General features: G+C 71.7%; 18 protein-coding genes. 13 read left to right on the plus strand and 5 right to left on the minus strand.

What is annotated here, in order from left to right; genetic code table 11:
• Positions 1-165 precede the first annotated feature (165 nt).
• The gene (locus CRP49_RS16030) at positions 166-1,866 is read left to right on the plus strand and encodes a hypothetical protein (RefSeq protein ID WP_097253971.1); all 1,701 of its coding nucleotides are present in this window, start codon (positions 166-168) and stop codon (positions 1,864-1,866) included.
• Between the two features lie 48 nt (positions 1,867-1,914).
• On the opposite strand, the gene CRP49_RS16035 is transcribed toward CRP49_RS16030, so the two are convergent.
• Complete coding sequence (locus tag CRP49_RS16035) at positions 1,915-3,243, minus strand: ABC transporter substrate-binding protein (protein ID WP_097253972.1); 1,329 nt, start codon at positions 3,241-3,243, stop codon at positions 1,915-1,917.
• A gap of 117 nt (positions 3,244-3,360) precedes the next feature.
• On the opposite strand from CRP49_RS16035, the gene CRP49_RS16040 reads away from it, so the two are divergent.
• The 3 genes from CRP49_RS16040 (at position 3,361) to CRP49_RS16050 (ending at position 5,656) form a co-directional block, all read left to right on the plus strand.
• Positions 3,361-3,861, plus strand: coding sequence for a hypothetical protein (locus CRP49_RS16040; RefSeq protein WP_097253973.1), 501 nt, complete (start codon positions 3,361-3,363; stop codon positions 3,859-3,861).
• A 111-nt stretch (positions 3,862-3,972) separates the two neighbouring features.
• Positions 3,973-4,854, plus strand: a complete 882-nt coding sequence (purU, locus tag CRP49_RS16045) for a formyltetrahydrofolate deformylase (protein ID WP_097253974.1) — start codon at positions 3,973-3,975, stop codon at positions 4,852-4,854.
• Between the two features lie 22 nt (positions 4,855-4,876).
• Entirely contained in the window at positions 4,877-5,656 is a 780-nt protein-coding gene (locus CRP49_RS16050) for an SDR family NAD(P)-dependent oxidoreductase (RefSeq protein WP_097253975.1), read from the plus strand.
• A gap of 19 nt (positions 5,657-5,675) precedes the next feature.
• On the opposite strand, the gene CRP49_RS16055 is transcribed toward CRP49_RS16050, so the two are convergent.
• Positions 5,676-7,067: a zf-HC2 domain-containing protein gene (locus tag CRP49_RS16055; protein WP_179851637.1), complete on the minus strand. Its 1,392-nt coding sequence runs from the start codon at positions 7,065-7,067 to the stop codon at positions 5,676-5,678.
• Positions 7,064-7,645: an RNA polymerase sigma factor gene (locus CRP49_RS16060; RefSeq protein ID WP_094217220.1), complete on the minus strand. Its 582-nt coding sequence runs from the start codon at positions 7,643-7,645 to the stop codon at positions 7,064-7,066. The genes CRP49_RS16055 and CRP49_RS16060 overlap by 4 nt, the downstream gene beginning before the upstream one ends.
• 334 nt (positions 7,646-7,979) lie before the next feature.
• Between CRP49_RS16060 and CRP49_RS16065 the strand changes: the two genes are divergently transcribed.
• Complete coding sequence (locus tag CRP49_RS16065) at positions 7,980-8,360, plus strand: STAS domain-containing protein (protein WP_097253976.1); 381 nt, start codon at positions 7,980-7,982, stop codon at positions 8,358-8,360.
• 146 nt (positions 8,361-8,506) lie between these two features.
• Positions 8,507-9,019, plus strand: coding sequence for an EF-hand domain-containing protein (locus tag CRP49_RS16070; protein WP_097253977.1), 513 nt, complete (start codon positions 8,507-8,509; stop codon positions 9,017-9,019).
• On the opposite strand, the gene CRP49_RS16075 is transcribed toward CRP49_RS16070, so the two are convergent.
• On the minus strand, positions 9,003-10,526 hold the full coding sequence (locus CRP49_RS16075) for a class I adenylate-forming enzyme family protein (protein WP_097253978.1): 1,524 nt from the start codon (positions 10,524-10,526) through the stop codon (positions 9,003-9,005). The genes CRP49_RS16070 and CRP49_RS16075 overlap by 17 nt on opposite strands.
• An 85-nt stretch (positions 10,527-10,611) precedes the next feature.
• Between CRP49_RS16075 and CRP49_RS16080 the strand changes: the two genes are divergently transcribed.
• The 4 genes from CRP49_RS16080 (at position 10,612) to CRP49_RS16095 (ending at position 14,774) form a co-directional block, all read left to right on the plus strand.
• Complete coding sequence (locus CRP49_RS16080) at positions 10,612-11,817, plus strand: amidohydrolase family protein (protein ID WP_097253979.1); 1,206 nt, start codon at positions 10,612-10,614, stop codon at positions 11,815-11,817.
• The gene (locus tag CRP49_RS16085) at positions 11,817-12,950 is read left to right on the plus strand and encodes an acyl-CoA dehydrogenase family protein (protein ID WP_097253980.1); all 1,134 of its coding nucleotides are present in this window, start codon (positions 11,817-11,819) and stop codon (positions 12,948-12,950) included. The genes CRP49_RS16080 and CRP49_RS16085 overlap by 1 nt, the downstream gene beginning before the upstream one ends.
• A gap of 2 nt (positions 12,951-12,952) precedes the next feature.
• Positions 12,953-13,825 carry an acyl-CoA dehydrogenase family protein gene (locus CRP49_RS16090; protein WP_097257387.1) on the plus strand — a complete coding sequence of 291 codons (873 nt, stop codon included), beginning with the start codon at positions 12,953-12,955 and terminating at the stop codon, positions 13,823-13,825.
• 484 nt (positions 13,826-14,309) lie between these two features.
• Complete coding sequence (locus tag CRP49_RS16095) at positions 14,310-14,774, plus strand: ATP-binding protein (RefSeq protein WP_097257388.1); 465 nt, start codon at positions 14,310-14,312, stop codon at positions 14,772-14,774.
• 233 nt (positions 14,775-15,007) lie between these two features.
• On the opposite strand, the gene CRP49_RS16100 is transcribed toward CRP49_RS16095, so the two are convergent.
• Positions 15,008-15,934, minus strand: a complete 927-nt coding sequence (locus CRP49_RS16100) for a cyclase family protein (protein ID WP_097253981.1) — start codon at positions 15,932-15,934, stop codon at positions 15,008-15,010.
• Between the two features lie 86 nt (positions 15,935-16,020).
• Between CRP49_RS16100 and CRP49_RS16105 the strand changes: the two genes are divergently transcribed.
• Genes CRP49_RS16105 through CRP49_RS16115 form a run of 3 tightly spaced genes read left to right on the plus strand, consistent with a single transcriptional unit; the run spans position 16,021 to position 19,163 of the window.
• Positions 16,021-16,932: an SDR family oxidoreductase gene (locus CRP49_RS16105; RefSeq protein WP_097253982.1), complete on the plus strand. Its 912-nt coding sequence runs from the start codon at positions 16,021-16,023 to the stop codon at positions 16,930-16,932.
• Between the two features lie 33 nt (positions 16,933-16,965).
• Positions 16,966-18,114 carry an acyl-CoA dehydrogenase family protein gene (locus CRP49_RS16110; RefSeq protein WP_097253983.1) on the plus strand — a complete coding sequence of 383 codons (1,149 nt, stop codon included), beginning with the start codon at positions 16,966-16,968 and terminating at the stop codon, positions 18,112-18,114.
• Positions 18,114-19,163: a Zn-dependent alcohol dehydrogenase gene (locus CRP49_RS16115; protein ID WP_097253984.1), complete on the plus strand. Its 1,050-nt coding sequence runs from the start codon at positions 18,114-18,116 to the stop codon at positions 19,161-19,163. Before CRP49_RS16110 ends, CRP49_RS16115 begins: the two co-directional genes overlap by 1 nt.
• The last annotated feature ends 68 nt before the right edge of the window (positions 19,164-19,231 follow it).

The following is a 19,231-nucleotide window of genomic DNA, read 5'->3' on the forward strand; positions in this document are numbered from 1 at the left end:
GGCACCCGGATCCACGGCGGTTGCCATGTACAGCGAACCGCGGGGCTGTTTTGTTACTGCTGTCACAGGGAAGGAGATCGCGCCCTGAGCTGCGTGGCACCCGGCTCGGGAGACCCGGTAGCGTGAGCCGACGATTCCGAAGGTCCCCCATTCGTAGGAGTCCCGGTGACGCAGAGTGGACAGGGCGAGGAGCCCTCGGCGCGGCCCGCGCACGAAGGCATCGTGCTGCCCTCCGACGGAGGCGAGCCCCTGCTTCCGGGCATGACGGGCACCCCCGCCCCCGCGGCCCCGGCCGGCGGGCAGGCGTGGGGCGGCGCATGGGGCCCCGGCACGCAGCAGCCGCCGCAGCCGGACCAGGGCTGGCCGCCGGCGCCCGCCCAGCAGTGGGGCACCCCGGACCAGCAGCCCCCCGCGGGCAACGGCCCCGGCCCGCTCCCTCCGGAGGGCGCACCGGCTCCCTCGTACGGAGGTCAGGCCTACGGCCAGGCGTACGGCTCGGGCGGACCGGACCCGGCGTACGGCTCCGGCGCCCAGGCGTCGGCGTACGGCGGGGGTCAGCAGCCGCAGTACGGCGGCGACGCCCAGTACGGCGGCCCCCTGCCTCAGGACGGCGCGGGCCAGCAGCCCGCGTACGGCGCCCCGGCCCCGTACCAGCAGCAGTACCCGGCCGCGCCCGCCCCCTCCGCGCCCCTGCCGCCCGCCGGCGCGGACGCGTACCCGGTGCAGAACGGCGCCCAGGGCACCTCCCTGCCCCCCGCCCTGCCGGAGGCCTACCCAGGGCAGGGCGCGCCCCTGCCCCCGGCGGACGAGGGCGCGACCCAGTACCTCCCGCCCGTCCCGGCGGCCCCCGTCGACGAGGGCGCCACGCAGTACATCCCGCCGGTGGCGGCCGGTGCGCTGCCGCCCGACGCCGGTGGTGAGGAGACGCGCTACCTGGGGCGTGTGCCGCAGCAGGCCGCACCGGCGGCGCACTCCGACGCCGAGGCCACGCAGTACATCCCGCCGTTCACCGGTCAGGCGCAGGGCGGGGAGAGGCAGCCGCCCGCCGAGTTCGACAACCTCTTCCGCGGCGGGCCGGGGGGCGGGGAGAGCCCGGCCGGCGCCACGCAGCAGATGCCGCGCATCCAGCCGCAGAACGGTTACCCGCAGAACGGCTACTCGCAGAACGGCTACCCGGGCCCGGCGCAGCCGTCGTACAGCCCGCCCATGGACGACGACGGCGGGCACCAGGGCGGCCGTACCCGCTCGCGGGTGCCGCTGATCGCCGCTGTCGGCGTCGGCATCATCGTCGTCGGCGTGGGTGCCGGTGCGATGCTCAGCGGTGGCGGCGGGGACAAGGGCACCGACAACAAGCCCGTCGCCGCCTCCTCCCCGACCACCCAGGACTCCCCTTCCTCGGCCGCCGCCGACCCCGCGCAGCAGCAGGCGGTCGCCCTGGACAAGCTGCTCGCCGACAGCGGCAGCAGCCGCGCCTCGGTGATCCAGGCGGTGACGAACGTCCGGCAGTGCAACAACCTCGGCCAGGCCGCCTCCGACCTGCGTGACGCGGCCAAGCAGCGCACCGACCTGGTCACCCGGCTCGGCAAGCTGTCCGTCGACAAGCTGCCGGACAACGCCGCGCTGACCGCCGCCCTCACCAAGGCCTGGCAGGCGTCCGCGGCCGCCGACAACCACTACGCGGCCTGGGCCGACCAGGCCGGCAGCGGGAAGGGCTGCAAGAAGGGCCACGCCCGCACCACCGGCCAGACCCAGGCCGGCAACCGGGAGAGCGGCACCGCCAGCCAGCAGAAGGTGAAGGCGGCCGCGCTGTGGAACACCATCGCGAAGAAGTACGGCCTGACCCAGCGCCAGCCGACCCAGCTCTGAGCCGGGTCGGCGCCGGGGCAGCCCCCTGGCCGGGCCCAGGGGGCCCGGTCAGTCCAGGTCGGCGTTCTCCAGCGTGCCCGTCATGTCGGTGATCCCGTCGAAGCCCGAGCCCGCGGTCTTCTTCGCCGCGACCAGCCGGCCGTCCTGGACGACCTGGAGGGTCACGTCGGCGTTGACGAGCCGCGGGAAGCCGACCCCGGCGAGCTTGCTCTCGTAGGGCCAGTGCAGGGTCGGGGTGAGGCCGCCCGTGGACACCTTCAGGCCGTCGTCGAGGGTGCGCCGCACGCTGTCGGAGCTGACCTCGCCGTCGCCGATCTTCTCCAGGACGGCCTTCAGCACGGTGTAGGCGATCCAGGTGGTCTGCACTCCGGCGTCCGCGGGGTCGATGCGGTTGTCGCCGAAGGCCTCCTCGTTGATCACCTTCTTCATCAGGTCCCAGCGCGCGTCGGAGGCCGGCGGGTACCAGCCGGTGATGTACGACCCCTCGTACGGCCCCGACGCCCCGCCCGTCGCGTTGATCACCGTCTGGTCGACGCTGCCCAGCACGGTCGCCGTGCGCACGGCGGGGTAGCCGTCGCGGGCCCGCCGGAAGGAGTCCATGAAGGTGTCGGTGCGGTCCCCGAGCGCGGGCACCACGCACCCCTTCCTGGTCGTGTCCTTGGTCGCGTACCGCAGCGCCTGGTCCGCCTGGCCGTCGTACTCGGTGGAGTTCTCGGCGGCGAGCTGGTCGCCGGCCGCGGCGTGCCCGCCCGCCTTCAGGCCCGAGTCGAGCAGCGCGGGCAGCTGGTCCCCGGCGATGCTGTCGGGGCGGACCAGGGAGACCGGGCCGCAGGTGGCGGCGAGCGCCCTGCCGAGGCCGGCCAGGAGGGCGGGCTGGCCCCCGTTGACCGGGTACACCATGGGGCCGGTGAACTCCTCGCTGGTGACGCCGTAGCCGCCGATGTAGGGGATGCCGGCGCTCTCCAGCGGGGCGAGGAACGAGTCGCCGAACTGGCTGTAGGAGCCGACCACCGCGACCACGTCCTCGGCGGCCGCGCGCCGGGCGCACTTCGCCGCGCCCACGCTGTCGTTGTGGTCGTTGCAGGTCAGGACTTCGAGCTTGCGGCCGTTGATGCCGCCGCGGGAGTTGATCCACTCGCCGTAGGCGTGGGCCATCGCGGGCATGCCGGGCTTGTTGGTGGCGTCCGTCTTCTGGGGCGCCCAGGTCATGACCTTGATCGGGTCATCCCCGGAGCCCCCCGTGGCACCGGGGATGACCCCGCATCCGGCGGTGAGCGACGCACACGCGGCCAGTGCCCCCGCGGACAGCGCGGTGGCTCTGACGGGCCGGGAGAGGAAAGGAAGGAAGGTGCTGCGGATGCGTCGCCTGCCGGTCATGGACACGCACGATTCCCTCACACGACTAACCGGGGAGTGACCCTCGGTCAACGAAAGGTGACAGCGAGGTGAATTGCAGGGGCTGGTGAGACTCCTGTGGCGAGGAACGTACGATCGATGACCGTGCAAGGTTCGGAGAACTCTTCCCGTCGCGGCCGTCGCTCCTCCACCATGGGCGGCATGCCACTGAACGACATGCCGTGGTGGCGCTGGCGCAGCAATGTGCGCTCCGCGCTGCACATGCTTTCCGACCCGGGGTTCCAACGCGACGTCTGGCTGGCCGGCGTCGACGGGTACGGCGACGTCACCGACGCGGTGTACCGCCTGGTGGAGGACACCTGGCTGGACAACTGGTCCGCGGAGAAGTACGTCGGCACGATATTCCGGGACTCGCAGGAGGCGGCGCTCGTCGACACCGCCGTACTGCGGGTGCTGCGGATCATGCACCAGGTCGGCCCGGACGCGCAGGTCTCCGCCTACCTCGACCACCACGGGTGGCCGGAGGCGGTGCGGGCGGCCCGGGACGCGCACATACGCCTCGCGGCGAGTGACGGCGACGATCCCGACGCCCCGCCGCGGAGCCTGGAGGTCCTGCGGATCATGACGCGGGTCGCGTAGGCAGGGGCCGACCTTCCCGGGGCGGCACCCGGTGCCGCGGGACCGTCCCGACCCGTCCCGCCCTGCGGGACGATTGCCCACGGCGCGTGGCCGTATGGGACCCTGTGGTGCATGAACGAGCAGTCCGCCCCGGCCGCCGCCCCGGCCGACCAGTACGTCCTCACCCTCTCCTGCCCGGACAAGCAGGGCATCGTGCACGCCGTGTCGAGCTACCTGTTCATGACCGGCTGCAACATCGAGGACAGCCAGCAGTTCGGCGACCACGACACGGGACTGTTCTTCATGCGCGTCCACTTCTCGGCGGACGCGCCGCTGACCGTGGACAAGCTGCGGGCGAGCTTCGCGGCGATCGGCGACACCTTCCACATGGACTGGCAGCTCAACCGGGCCGACGAGAAGATGCGCATCGTCCTGATGGTCAGCAAGTTCGGCCACTGCCTCAACGACCTGCTCTTCCGCGCCAGCATCGGCGCCCTGCCGGTGGAGATCGCGGCCGTGGTCTCCAACCACACCGATTTCAAAGAGCTGGTGGGCTCGTACCACGTCCCCTTCCACCACATCCCGGTGACGAAGGACACCAAGGCCCAGGCCGAGGCACAGCTGCTGGAGATCGTGCGCGAGGAGCACGTCGAACTGGTCGTCCTCGCCCGCTACATGCAGGTCCTCTCGGACGACCTGTGCAAGCAGCTCAGCGGCCGGATCATCAACATCCACCATTCCTTCCTGCCGAGCTTCAAGGGCGCCAAGCCGTACCACCAGGCGCACGCGCGGGGCGTCAAGCTGATCGGCGCCACCGCCCACTACGTGACCGCCGACCTCGACGAGGGCCCGATCATCGAGCAGGAGGTCGAGCGGGTGGGCCACGGTGTGACGCCGGACCAACTGGTCGCCATCGGGCGGGATGTGGAGTGCCAGGCGCTGGCGCGCGCGGTGAAGTGGCACGCGGAGCGCAGGATCCTGCTCAACGGGCGCCGGACGGTGATCTTCGCCTGAGCCGTGCCCCTAGGCTGCGGGCATGACCTCACAGGCGTACCTCTCCGAACTGTTCTCGCTGGACGGCCGTGTCGCCGTGGTCACCGGCGGCAGCTCCGGCATCGGCCGGGCCATCACCGGGGCACTGGCGCGGGCCGGGGCGAGCGTGGTGGTCGTGGCGCGCAAGGAGGCGCAACTGGCCGCCACGGTCGACGAGCTGACCGCCGACGGCTGCCGGGCCGCCTGGGTCAGCGCGGACCTGGGCACGCGTGAGGGGGTGCGCGCGGCGGCGGAGGAGGCGGCCGGGAGGTTCGGGGAGCCCGACATCCTCGTCAACTGCGCCGGGATCAACCTGCGGCCGCCGATGGGGGAGCTGGGTGAGGAGGTGTGGGACACCACCATGGCCGTGAACCTGGAGGCGCCCTACCTGCTGGGGCAGCGGTTCGGGCCCGGCATGGCCGAGCGGGGCTACGGCAGGATCATCCACATCACCTCCCAGCAGGCCCACCGGGCCTTCGTGCAGAGCGGTGCGTACGGCGTCTCCAAGGGGGCGTTGGAGTCCCTGACCCGCTCCCAGGCCGAGGCGTGGTCACCGTACGGCGTCACCGCGAACACCCTCGTCCCGGGGTTCGTGATGACCCCGCTGAACGCGCGGCTGTCGTCCGACCCGGAGAGGGTGTCGGCCCTGGCCGCTCGCACGATGGTCGGTCGCAACGGGGTGGCGGAGGACTTCGCGGGGGCGGCGGTGTTCTTGGCGAGTGGGGCGTCTGCTTATGTCACCGGGCAGTCGATCTTTGTGGATGGCGGGTTTTCGGTGCACTGAGGCCGCAGCGCCGGCAAGTTCACATCCGGCTGAGCCCCGCCGCGGCGAACAGCACGTCCCTGATCGCCCCCCGGTCCCCCACCTGCCCCGCCGCAGCCTCCTCCGGAGGCACGTGGCCCGCGGCCAGGCGACAGAACTCCACACCGTCCAGGGCGACATGCGCCACCTCGAACTCCGCCGAGCCCACCGCCGCGGGCGAGTCCAGCGGGATCAGCCACTCCCCGCCGGCCGCCCCCTCGATCTCCAGCCGCAGGCTGCGCCCCGGCGCCCCCGCGGGAACGAGATGCGGGGTCTGCCCGGGCGCGGACAGCCCCGCCCGGCGCCGCTCGGCCAGCGCGACCGGCAGCATCCGCGCCGCGAGGTCGATCATCTTGTTCAGGTGACGCGGTGCGGGCGGCTCGTACGGATAGTCCACCGCCTCCGCGATGTCCTCCGCGTGCACCCAGCACTCGAAGGCGCGGTCCAGCATGGCGTTGTGCAAGGGCAGTTCGAAGTCGCCGTACGGCACCGCGAGCCCGTCGGCGGTGCTGCCCGTGAAGGACGCCGTCCGTACGATGTTGTGGCTCTGCTCCCGCCACGGCCCCCGCACGGACCGCGTCGGCGGAAAGTGGGACGCCCGCCAGAACGCCTCGGTGCGCCCGGCCGGCCCCGCCGCACCCTGCTTGCCGGTCTCACCCTTCTCGGTCTTCTCGAAGATCTCTGCCAGCGGATCCTCCAGGCCGAGCGCCACCGCGACCAGCCCGTCCACCGACAGCAGATGCGCGATCACCCCGGCCACGGTGGTACGACGACTTGTCGCAGCGTCGCCCTCGAACCACCGCAGCCGCACCGGCGCATGCCACTCGGCGTCGCCGAAGTCCTGCAGCAGCGCGTCCAGTCGGGCGCTCTCGGCGTCGTAGGGAGCCGCCCACTCGGGCACCGGGATGCGCGGCGGCCGGCGGTCCAGGCAGCCCTCCAGGACGCGGGTGCGCAGGGCGGGGTCCAGGTCGAGGCTCTCGGGCTGGTGCAGCAGACCGACCGCCTCGCGCAGCCGCAGCGCCTCGTCCGCGCAGGAGCCGCAGCTGCCGAGGTGTTCCTCCACGGCCGTCGTCTCGGCCGCCGAGCAGGCGGCCAAGGCCCAGGCGCCGAGGAGCGACTTCAGGACGTCGTGCGACAGGTCGAGCGGCACGGGCGCAAGGTCCCCCAGGTCGGTGAGGTCGGGCAGCGGCAGCCCGCTGTCCTCGACGGAGGCGCGGGGCAGCGGTATCCGCGGCGACCGGTCGGGTCCGGACGCGCCGGCACCCGGCGGCCCCGAACCGGCACCAGAACCGACACCGTCACCGGGGCCCGCTCCCTGAGCGCCCTCGTACGCGCCGTCCCTGCTGTCCCTGTCGTCCCCGTCGTGCGCATCGAACCCTCGCGGCCCGTTCACACCGCACCCCCGTATCCCGGCGAGGCGCCGACGTCATGGGCGGTGGACAGCAGCTGCAGACCGAGGCGGAGCCGGCGGCGGGCCTCGTCCTCGGTGACGCCTAGGTCGGTGGCGGTCTGGCGGTAGTCGCGGCGCTGGAAATAAGCCAGTTCGAGTGCGGCGCGCAGCGGGGCGGGCATGGAGTGGACGATGTAGTCGGCGCGGGCGGCGACCGAGGCGCGGCGCACCTTGCTCTCCAGACTCTCCAGTTCCTCCGCGGAGCCGCTCTCGCCGCCGGTGAGCGCGGCGGTCTCGGTGGCGCGCAGCCGCTGCACGGCCAGCCGGTGGGTCACCCCGGCGACCCAGGAGCGCAGCGGGCCCTCCTTGGGGTCGTAGCTGTCGGGGTGTTCCCAGACGTGGGCGAAGACCTCGCGGGTGACACCGTCGGCGGCCCGCTCGTCGCCGAGGACGCGGTGGGCGAGGCTGTGCACGAGGGAGGCGAACCGGTCGTACAGCTCGCCGAGCGCGGCCGCCTCACCGCGCGCGAGCCGCTGCTGCATCTTGCGGTCCCAGCGGGGCGGTACGTCCTTCTGCGCCATGCTGCCCCTCCCCTCGCCTCGTCCGGCCCGTCCAGCGTCTCTGCACCGTCATCTCGAATGTAGTCGGCACCCCTGACTACGCACGCCCCTTTGTGTCAATGTGCGCCCCCCGAGGCGTCGCAGGTGATAGTGCCCTCTTCACGCAATCTTCACTCAAGGCGTGTCCAACTTCGATCGAACAGGATCGATAGTGACTGAAACAAGCCCCTTGATGATCGCCCGCGGTTTGTTCCCCGAAGTTTCAGGGAACCGCCGCTGGGCAGCCGCGCGGAGAGAAACGTAGGAACTGCTTCCGTTTCCGGGCGGTTCCGGGAGATCCGGCGAGCGGAGGGGCATGGCCGTGGCATTCAAGGTGACCGGCGTCGAACAGGGCGAGTGGGCCGTGCTCCGGGTGTCCGGGGAACTGGACCTGATGACCTCGCCGGTGCTGCGGCAACGGGTGCACGACGTGGTCGCCGAGGGCCACCACAGTCTGATCCTGGACCTCTCCGAGGTCTTCTTCTGCGACTCCAGCGGGGTCGGCGTCCTGGTCGCCGCCCGGCGGCTGATCCGCTCCTGCCAGGGCCGGCTGCGGCTGATCCTGCCGGACCGGGGCGCGGACGAGGGCTCGCACGTCAACCGGGTCCTCGGCGCGCTCGGCGTCCGCCGCCTCTTCGACGTCCGCCCCGACGTCGAGACCGCCACCGCCGACGAGGCGGACCCCCTCTCGGCCTGAGTCCCGCCGCGCCGCCGCCACAAGGTTGTCGCGGAATTCCCCCGGTCTTGGCACAACCCTCGCTTTCTCGCCACTTCCCCGCCTCCCGCGACGTACGCTCCGTGCCAGATCCACCCCCACGTCAACGTAAGGCGGCCCGAACAGACATGGTCAGCACCGAGTACGAGCGCAGGATCGCCGCCCGGTTCGCCACCTTCGACCAGGACGGCAACGGCTACATCGACCGCGAGGACTTCAACGCCGCGGCCAAGGCGCTGCTCGCCGAGTTCGACGTCGCCGCCCGCTCCGACAAGGGCCAGGCGCTGTACGCCGGTGCGGAGGCCTTCTGGCAGGGCATGGCGGGCATCGCCGACCGGGACGGCGACCAGCGCATCACCCGCGAGGAGTTCGTCACCGGCGCGGTCAAGCGTCTGCGCGACAACCCCGACCGCTTCGCCGAGATCGCCCGCCCCTTCCTGCACGCGGCCCTGGCCGTCGCGGACCCCGACGCGGACGGCCACGCCACCCTCACCGACACCGCCCGCGTCCTGCGCGTCTTCCACGTACCGGCCGACGTCGCCCGCACCACCGCCACCGCACTCGACACGGACGGCGACGGCAGGATCGGCGAGTCGGAGATCATCCCGGCGTTCGCGCGCTACTTCACCGTCCCGGAGTAGGGGACGGCGGCTGCGAGAAGCGCTCCCGCAGCTTGTACTTCAGCACCTTCCGCAGCGTCTCGTTCCGTGGCAGGGCCTCCACCACCTCCAGTCGCTCCGGCAGCTTGTGGACGGACAGCCCTTCCGCGCGCAGGTACGAGATGACCTCGGGAAGCGTCAATCCGTCGACTCCGGGCGGTTGTTCGATGACCGCGCAGACCAGCTCCCCGCGCTCCGCGTCCGGCAGCCCGATCACCGCCACGTCCCCCACGCCCGGATGCGCGGCCAGCAGGTCCTCGATCTCCTTGGCCGAGATGTTCTCGCCCTTGCGGATGATCACGTCCTTGAGACGGCCGGTGAGCACGAGGTGCCCGGAGGCGGTGACGTGGCCCAGGTCGCCGGTGCGCAGGAAGCCCGCCGAGTCGAAGGCCGCGGCCGTCTGGCTCGGGTCCAGGTAGCCCTGGCAGACGGCCTCGCCGCGCAGGCGGACCTCGCCGTCGACGATCCGTATCTCCATGCCCTGCGGTGGGCGTCCCTCGGTCGTCGCGAGGTTCTCGGGGGTGTCCTCGGGGTCCCCCATGGTGATCATCGGGACCTCGGTCATGCCGTAGCCGTGGGTGAGCTGGACGTCCATCTCGCGGACGACGGAGTGGTAGACCTCCGGGGGCTTGGGGGCGCCGCCGCCCGCGAGGAGGCGCAGGGAGGGGATCACCTTTTCGCCCGGCTGCTTGCGCTGCTCGGTCAGGAACATCGAGTAGAACGCCGTAGAACCGCCGGCCACCGTCACCCCGTGCCGCCGGTACTCCGCCAGCGCGTCCGGCAGGGCGAACTGCTCGAACATCACCGCCGGGAAGCCGTAGAGCAGGAGCATCACCGTGTAGTCGGGTCCGGCTATGTGCGCGTACGGGAAGGCCATCGAGCCCACGTCGTCCGGTGTGAGGCGCAGCGCGTGGGCGAGGCAGGAGCCGCCCGCGATCAGGGAACGGTCCGTGTGGAGGACGCCCTTGGGGTCGGAGGTCGTGCCCGAGGTCCAGTAGATCCAGCGGACCGAGGTGCCGTCGGTGGGGGGAGGGGGGAGGACCGACGGGTCGCCGTCGGGCAGGGTGTCGTACGCCTCGAAGACGCCCTTCGCGCCCAGCCGGCGGGCCATCGCCGTGTGGTCGTGGCCGCGCCAGACGCCCGGTACGGCGAAGAACTCGGCCCCGGACTCGCGCAGCGCGAAGCCGACCTCGCGGTCCCGGTAGAAGGGGATGACCGGCGTCTGTACGGCGCCCAGGCGGGCGAGGGCGAAGGAGAGCAGGGCCGTCTCGATACGGGTGGGCAGCTGCCAGGCGACCACCGTGCCGGGGCGGACGCCCATGCCGTACAGGCCCGCCGCGACCCGCTCGGCCCGCGCGCGCAGCTCGCCGAAGGTCAGCCGGCGGTCCTCCTGGAGGAGGACGGGGCGGTCGGGGGTGAGGTCGGCGCGGCGTACGACCAGGTCCCACAGCGTGCGGGAGGAACTCAGGGAGTGCGGGGTCTCGTTCACGTGTGCCCCCTGCTTGGCTGACGACTCGTCAGGTGCCATGCTATCTGACGGACCATCAGATAAGTACTGTCCGGCGGAGGGGACCATGGCGACCGAACTGCCCCGCATCATCAGCGTCGACGACCACGTGATCGAGCCCGCCCACCTCTTCGAGACCTGGCTGCCGGCGAAGTACCGGGACCGGGGTCCCAAGCCGCTGACCGCCGGGATCGGGGAGCTGGCGTACGTGGGCGGGAAGTACCAGATCACCATGGACCCGGACGGCCAGCCGACGGACTGGTGGATCTACGAGGACCTGAAGTTCCCGTACAAGCGCAACATCGCCGCCGTCGGCTTCGACCGGGACGAGATGACCCTGGAGGGGATCACCAGGGAGCAGATGCGGCGCGGCTGCTGGGATCCCAAGGCGCGCCTCGAGGACATGGACCTCAACCACGTCGAGGCCAGCCTCTGCTTCCCGACCTTCCCGCGCTTCTGCGGGCAGACTTTCGCCGAGGCGCACGACAAGGAGGTCGCGCTCGCCTGTGTGCGCGCCTACAACGACTGGATGGTGGAGGAGTGGTGCGGGGGCAGCGGGGGACGGCTGATCCCGCTGTGCCTCATTCCGCTGTGGGACGTGGAGCTGGCCGTCGTGGAGATCCGGCGCAACGCCGCGCGGGGGGTGCGCGCGGTGACCTTCTCCGAGATCCCCACCTATCTCGGGCTGCCGTCCATCCACTCCGGCTACTGGGACCCGTTCTTCGCGGTGTGCCAGGAGACCGGGACCGTCGTCAACATGCACATCGGCAGCAGCTCGCAGATGCCCGCCGCCTCCCCGGACGCACCGCCCGCCGTCCAGGCCTCGCTCAGCTTCAACAACGCGATGGCCTCGATGATGGACTACCTCTTCAGCGGGGTGCTGGTGAAGTTCCCCACCCTCAAACTCGCCTACTCCGAAGGGCAGATGGGCTGGATCCCGTACGCCCTGGAGCGCGCCGACGACGTGTGGGAGGAGCACCGCGCCTGGGGCGGGGTGCGCGATCTGATCCCGGAGCCGCCGTCGACGTACTACTACCGGCAGATCTTCTGCTGCTTCTTCCGCGACAAGCACGGGGTCGCGTCCCTGGACGTCGTCGGCCGTGACAACGCCACCTTCGAGACCGACTACCCGCACGTCGACTCGACCTTCCCGCACACCAAGGAGGTCGCCCTCGACCATGTGAAGGGCCTCGACGACCAGACCGTGTACAAGCTGATGCGGGGCAACGCCATCCGCATGCTCGACCTGGACTTCGACAAGAAGACCTCGTGATGGACCTCTCGTACACGCCCGAGGAGGAGGAGTTCCGGGCCCGGCTGCGGGAGTGGCTGGCCAAGGTGCTGCCCACCCTGCCCGCCGCGCCGTCCCCGGACGACTGGCCCGGCCGCCGCGCCTACGACCTCGGCTGGCAGCGGATGCTGTACGACGCCGGGTACGCCGACGTCCACTGGGACTCCTCCCCGACCACGCGGCTGATCTTCCTGGAGGAGACGGAGCGGGCGGCCGCGCCCTACGTGGGCGCGAACTTCGTCGGTTTGCTGCACGCCGGGCCGACCGTCGCCGCCGAGGGCACCCCGGAGCAACGGGCGCGCTGGCTGCCGCCGATCCTGCGCGGGGACGAGGTGTGGTGCCAGGGGTTCAGCGAGCCGGACGCCGGGTCCGACCTCGCCGCGCTGCGCACGCGCGCGCGTAGGGACGGCGACGACTACGTGGTGAGCGGGTCCAAGATCTGGACCTCGCACGCCGAGGTCGCCGACTGGTGCGAGCTGTTGGTGCGGACCGACCCGGAGGCGCCGAAGCACCGCGGCATCACCTGGCTGGCCATGCCGATGCACGCCGAGGGCATCACCGTACGGCCGCTGCGCACGCTCGCCGGGTCGGCGGAGTTCGCCGAGGTGTTCCTGGACGAGGTCCGGGTGCCGGTCGGCAACCGGGTCGGGGCGGAGAACGACGGCTGGCGCGTGACCATGGTGACGCTCTCCTTCGAGCGCGGCACGGCCTTTGTCGGCGAGGTCGTCGCCTGCCGCCGGGTGCTCGGCGAACTCGCCCGCACCGCGCGGGGGAACGGCCGCTGGGACGATCCCGTGCTGCGCCGGCGGCTCGGGCGGCTCAACGCGGAGTTCCGGGCGCTGTGGCGGCTGACCCAGTGGAACGTGAGCGAGGCGGAGGCGAGCGGCGGGGTGCCCGGCGTCGGGGGTTCGGTTTTCAAACTGAGGTACTCGCACGCCCGTCAGGAGCTGTACGACACCGCCGCCGAGGTACTCGGCCCCGACTGTCTCGACCTGGACCGGCCCTGGGTCCTCGACCGGCTCTCCTCGCTGTCGTACACCATCGCCGCCGGCACCTCGCAGATCCAGCGCAACATCGTCGCCGAGCGCATCCTCGGCCTGCCGAAGGGACGGTGACCGTGCGCTTCCGACTCACCGAGGAGCAGCGGGCGTTGCGGGCCGGGGTGCGGCAGCTGCTGGAGCGCCGGTTCGGCGCGGACGCGCTGCGGGCGGCCGTGGCCCGGCCCGGGCACCTGGACCGGGACCTGTGGCGGGAGCTGGGTGCGGCGGGCCTGTTCGCGCTGCGGCTGCCGGAGGAGGCGGGCGGCGTCGGCCTCGGGCTGCCGGAGGCGGTGCTGGTCTTCGAGGAGGCAGGGCGCGCACTGCTGCCGGGGCCCGTACTGGCCACCCACCTCGCCGCCGGGACCGTACCCGGGGCGGCCGCCGGGGAGACCGTGGTGGCCCGCGTGGACGGTCCTCTGGTGGAGTGGCTGGACGCGGCGGACACCGTGTGCGGGGACGCCTCCGGTGCCGTACCCCTGCGCTCGGTGGACCCGCTGACGCCCCTGCACCGCCTCCCCGGCGACGACGCCGGCGCGCCGGACCCGGAGGCCGTGCTCCTCACCGCCGCCGAGCAGCTCGGCACGGCCACGCGCGCGTGCGAGCTGGCCGTGCAACACGCCCGGGCTCGGGAGCAGTTCGGGCAGCCGATCGGGGCCTTCCAGGCCGTCAAACACCTGTGCGCCGACCTGCTGGTGCGCGCCGAGACGGCCCGGGCGGCGGTCTACGCCGCCGCGTTGACCGCCGACCCCGCCGACATCGCCGCCGCCCGGCTGCTCGCCGACGAGGCCGCCGTGCGCGGGGCCCGCGACTGCCTCCAGGTGCACGGTGGCATGGGCTTCACCTGGGAGGCCGAGGTCCATCTGCATCTCAAACGGGCCTGGGCGCGGGCCCAGCGTGGTGGGGGGAGCACGGAGAGTGAGGAAGTGCTTGCCGCCGACCTGGTGGCCTGACCGCAGGGCGGCGCGCTCAACTGGGCTGCCAGGAAAGCCATGGCCCAAGATGTCGCGGATCGTGGCGTACCGGAATCACGGAGCGTTGATACCGGGTTGTGTCCTATGCGTGACCCGTCACGTCCTGGAGTCGGCGTCCCGCTCCGGTACCTTCTGTGGGATGCGAGTGGCTGCGAGCACGAGCCGTGCCGGTGATGCCCCGTGGGTGAGGCCGGAGCTGGCCTGTTCGACTCCCCGCAACGGGCGTCGCACAGTATGCCGCACGGGTACTCCTTCGCGCTGGAATATGCCCGAAGCGCTTGTTGGGGTGACTGTACGTCAACCATGCTGTCTTCCAAGGGATTCACGTTCCGTGACCCTTGCTCTGGCTGTTGTTCTGGCCATGCAGAAAATGGCTACGATCGTGGCCCTCGTCGCGGTGTGTGCGTGGCGCGAGGTCATGTGTCCGCCGGTTCGGATGGTGTGAGCGGTGCAGGTACTTCAGGTGCAGCTGGAAGTCCGGCCCGACCCCGCAGAGGTGGGGCGAGCCCGGAGGTGGGCCCGATCGCGCCTGGCCGGGTCCGGTATAGAGGCCGACGAGCCGCTCGCCGAGACGCTGATCCTGCTCGTCTCCGAACTGGTCACCAACGCCGTGGTGCACACCGGCTGTCCGGCCGTGCTGCGGCTGTCCCTGCCCGCGGGCGCGGTCGAATCCGCCACTGTCCGCCTGGAGGTGGCCGACACCAGCTCCCGCGCCCCCGTCCCGCGCTGCGCCGGCGGTGACGCCACCGGCGGCCGGGGCCTGGCGCTCGTCGACTGCCTCGCCGACCGCTGGGGCTGGCGTCCCGAGGGCTCCGGCAAGAGCATCTGGTGCGAGCTGGACAGCTGTTCGCAGCCCCGGGAGGGCGCAGCGGTGGCGTACGGGGGCGGACGGTCCGCGTGCGAGGACTTCGCGTTCGAAGCGGTGTAGGCCCCGGTGGGCCGTGCGCCGGGGGTGCATCCGTGCGCGGCCTCCATGAATCGGGCGTACGTAATGAATCGCCGTATCGGTGTTGACGGCTTGTGACTGTTTGAACACGCTTGTGGGCAACGATTCGCCGCGAGGGGACGGCGAGGGCTCGGTGACGGCGGTCCTCGTCGAGTGTGGGTCGCAGCGGGTGGCGGCGCGTGGACGACACAGGGGGGCGCGCCGCCAACCGGACTTCACAGCACGGCGATCGGTGCCACGGGTGTCCCCGTCGCGCCGACGAACGGCTCCGGCATCGCCGACAGCAGGAACGCGTACCGGCCCGCTTCTCCACAGGCTGTGGACAACTCTTCGAGATTCCAGTTCTGACCCTGGAGCATCCCCATCTCCACCAGGTCCAGTGCGTGCACCGGCAGCCACAGATTCTCGATCTCGGGCGGAAAGATCTCAAATGTGAGCGTGTCGTTCGCGACCGCGGCCACATCGCGCGCGTGGAACCACTCCGGGCAGCGCACCGAGAGCCCCGGCGACGGATAGCCGTATCCGTGCTTGTCCCCGGCCAGATACACCTGCACCTGCCCGGTCCGCACCAGGACCACGTCCCCGGCCCGCACCCGCACCCCGCCGAACTCCTCCGCCGCCTCCAGGTCCTCCGGCGTGACCGCGTGCCCACCCGCCAGCCGGTCCACGCCACGCGCGCGTGCCACGTCCAGCAGCACCCCGCGCGAGACGATGTGCCGCGCCTTGTCGATGCCGCTGAACTCTGCGCCCGCGTGCGCGGTGACCGTGTGCGCCGGGCGGCCGTTGTAGAGCTTCCCGGAGTGCGAGACATGGGTCAGCGCGTCCCAGTGGGTGCCCGCCTGCAGCCCCATGGTCACCGCGTCGTCGCTGCACGCCACCGTGCCCGGCCCGAACAGCTCCTGGTTGATCTGCACCATCGCGTGCAGCGGATTGACCCGCCCCGGGATCATCCCGGTCTGCACGCCGTCCTGCTGGAGCGGGAGGGCGAGGGGGACCCGCCGGCCCGCGCGCACACAGGCGACGGCCTCGCGGACGACCTCGTCGGTGATCAGGTTCAGGGTGCCGATCTCGTCGTCCTCCCCCCAACGCCCCCAGTTGTTCACGCGCTTGGCGATCTCATGGAACTCGGCGGGCAGTGACATCCGATGCCTCCCCGGGGCTTGTGTCCGCACATCCGACGCGCCATAAAATCTAACGGTCCGTCAGAAACCGCGGGAAGGGGCCGGGCATGGGGAACTTCTTGGCAGGCAAGGTGGTCGCCGTGACGGGCGCCGGACGGGGCATCGGGCGGGCGGTGGCGCGGGCGGCCGCCGCGGAGGGGGCGAAGGTCGTCGTCAATGACTACGGCGTCTCCACGGACGGCACCTCGCCCGCGAGTGAGGTCGCCGAGGCTGTCGTCAAGGAGATCGAGGCGGCGGGGGGCGACGCGGTCGCTGTTGCCGACGACATCTCGACCATGGCGGGTGGGCAGCGGGTCGTCGATACGGCCCTGTCCTCGTACGGCCGTATCGACGGGGTTGTGTGTGTGGCCGGGATTCTGCGTGAGCGGATGCTGTTCAACATGTCCGAGGAGGAGTGGGATCCCGTGGTCGCCACCCACCTCAAGGGCACGTTCACGGTGTTTCGGGCCGCCTCGGCGGTGATGCGGAAGCAGCGCGCGGGGACGCTGATCGGGTTCACCAGCGGCAACCACCAGGGATCCGTGTCGCAGGCCAACTACAGCGCGGCCAAGGGCGGGATCATCTCGCTGGTCCGTAGCGCGGCTCTGGGGCTGCACAAGTACGGGGTCACTGCGAATGCGGTCGCCCCTGTGGCGCGTACGCGGATGTCGGCGGGCGTTCCCACGGAGCTGAAGGAGATCGGGGAGCCGGAGGATGTGGCCGCGCTGGTGGTGTATCTGCTGTCGGACGCGGCGAAGGAGCAGGGCGTCACCGGGCAGGTGTACACGGTTGCCGGGCCGAAGATCGCGGTGTGGGCTCAGCCGAGGGAGTTGCGGGCCGCGTATGCCTCCGGCGGGTGGACGCCGGAGACGATTGCGGAGTTTCTGCCTGGGGCGGTGGGGGTGGATCCGATGCCGATGCTCTTGCAGTTGGAGGCGATGGAGAGGGCTGCACGGGATGGCGAGCGGCCCAACGCCTGAGAGCTACGCGGCCGGTGCTGAGAGGAGAGGCCCGTGGACTTTGAATTCACCTCCGAGGACCAGGCGTTCCGTACCGAGGCTCGTGCCTGGCTTACCGCGCACGCCGAGCCCGTGCAGGACCGCCGCACCTGGGAACGCACCCTCGGGAAAGCCGGCTGGATCGGGCTCGGTTGGCCCGAGGGTGGGTACGGGAACCGCACCGCCGGCCTCACTCAGCAGGTCGCCTGGGCCGAGGAGTACGCGCGGTCGGGGGCGCCTCCGCGCTCCGGGCACATCGGTGAGAACCTGCTGGCCCCCACGCTGATCGCTCACGGTACGGACGAGCAGAAGAGTCGTTTCCTGCCGCCGATCGCCGCCGGGGAGGAGCTGTGGTGTCAGGGGTACAGCGAACCGGGTGCCGGGTCCGATCTGGCCGGGGTGCGGACGTCGGCGGTGCGTGAGGGGGCGTCCTACCGGATCAGTGGCCAGAAGATCTGGACCTCGCTCGCGCATGAGGCCGACTGGTGCTTTGTGCTGGCCCGTACCGATCCCGGCTCCCGTCGCCATCACGGCCTCAGCTTTCTGCTCGTGCCCATGGACCAGCCGGGGCGTATCGAGGTGCGGCCCATCCGTCAGATGACCGGCACCAGCGACTTCAACGAGGTCTTCTTCGACGGGGCACGCGCGCGCGTGGAGCACGTCGTCGGGGCAGAGGGCCAGGGCTGGCGGGTGGCGATGAGTCTGCTGGGCTTCGAGCGCGGGGTGTCGACGCTGGCCCAACAGATCGGGTTCGCCGAGGAGCTGGGGCGGGTCGTACGGGCGGCCGTACGCACCGGTGCCGTCGACGACCCGGTCGTACGGGCCCGGCTCGTGCGGCAGTGGGCCGAGCTGCGGGCCATGCGCTGGAACGCACTGCGCACCCTCGGCGGCTCCGGTGACGCGGGCGCGCCGAGTGTGGCCAAGCTGCTGTGGGCCAACTGGCACCAGCGGCTCGGGGAGTTGGCGGTGGAGGTGCGGGGCGCGGAGGCTTCCGTGGGGCCCGTGGACTGGTCGCCGTCGGCGCCGTACGAACTCGATCCCGACCAGCATCTGTTCCTCTTCTCCCGGGCCGACACCATCTACGGCGGCTCGGACCAGGTCCAGCGCACGATCATCGCCGAGCGGGTGCTCGGTCTGCCGAGAGAGCCGAAGGGGGTCGTGTGATGCGCGGTGTGGTGTTCGACGGCAAGCAGGTGCAGGTGGTGGACGATCTGGCGGTACGGGATCCGGGGCCCGGCGAGGTGCTGGTGGCGATCTCGGCGGCCGGGCTGTGCCACAGCGACCTCTCGGTGGTGGACGGCACCATCCCGTTCCCGGTGCCGGTGGTGCTGGGGCATGAGGGCGCCGGGGTGGTGGAGGCGGTCGGTGTGGGCGTCTCACATGTCGCGCCCGGCGACCATGTGGCCCTGTCCACGCTGGCCAACTGCGGGACGTGCCCGGACTGCGACCGGGGCCGGCCGACCATGTGCCGCCAGGCGATCGGCCGCCCGGGCCGGCCCTTCAGCCGCGGGGACCGGCCGGTCCACCAGTTCGCCTGCAACTCGGCCTTCGCGGAACGTACGGTCGTGAAGGCGGTGCAGGCGGTCCGGATCCCGAAGGACATTCCGCTGCCGTCGGCCGCGCTGATCGGCTGCGGGGTGCTGACCGGGGTCGGCGCGGTCCTCAACCGGGCCCGGGTGGACCGCGGGGACAGTGTGGTCGTCATCGGGACGGGCGGTATCGGCCTCAACGTCCTGCAGGGCGCGCGCCTTGCCGGGGCCCTCAGGATCGTGGCCGTGGACGCCAACCCGGCGAAGGAGGCGGCGGCCCGGCAGTTCGGCGCGACCGACTTCCTGACCTCGGCGGAGGGCGTCCGGGACATCCTGCCTACGGGCGCCGACCATGTCTTCGAGTGCGTGGGCCGCGTGGAGCTGATCCGCCAGGCGATCGACCTCCTCGACCGCCACGGCCAGGCCATTCTGCTCGGCGTACCCCGGGCGGCCGCTGAGGCGTCCTTCGTCGTCTCCTCGATGTTCCTCGACAAGTCCGTCCTCGGCTGCCGCTACGGCTCCTCGCGCCCCCAGCGTGACATCCCCCTGTACGCCGAGCTGTACCGCCAAGGCCGCCTGCTCCTCGACGAGTTGGTGACGGCGACCTATCCGGTGGAGGACTTCGAGAAGGCGCGGGCGGACGCGGAGGCGGGGCGGGTGGCGCGGGGGGTGCTGACGTTCTGAGTACGTGGAGCCGAGTGGTGTGCGTGCCGGGGGTGCAGCGTCGGCGAGTTATCCACAGGCGGGGGAAA

The sequence above is a fragment of the Streptomyces sp. Ag109_G2-15 genome, from assembly GCF_900215565.1.
Classification (GTDB): Bacteria; Actinomycetota; Actinomycetes; order Streptomycetales; family Streptomycetaceae; genus Streptomyces; species Streptomyces diastatochromogenes.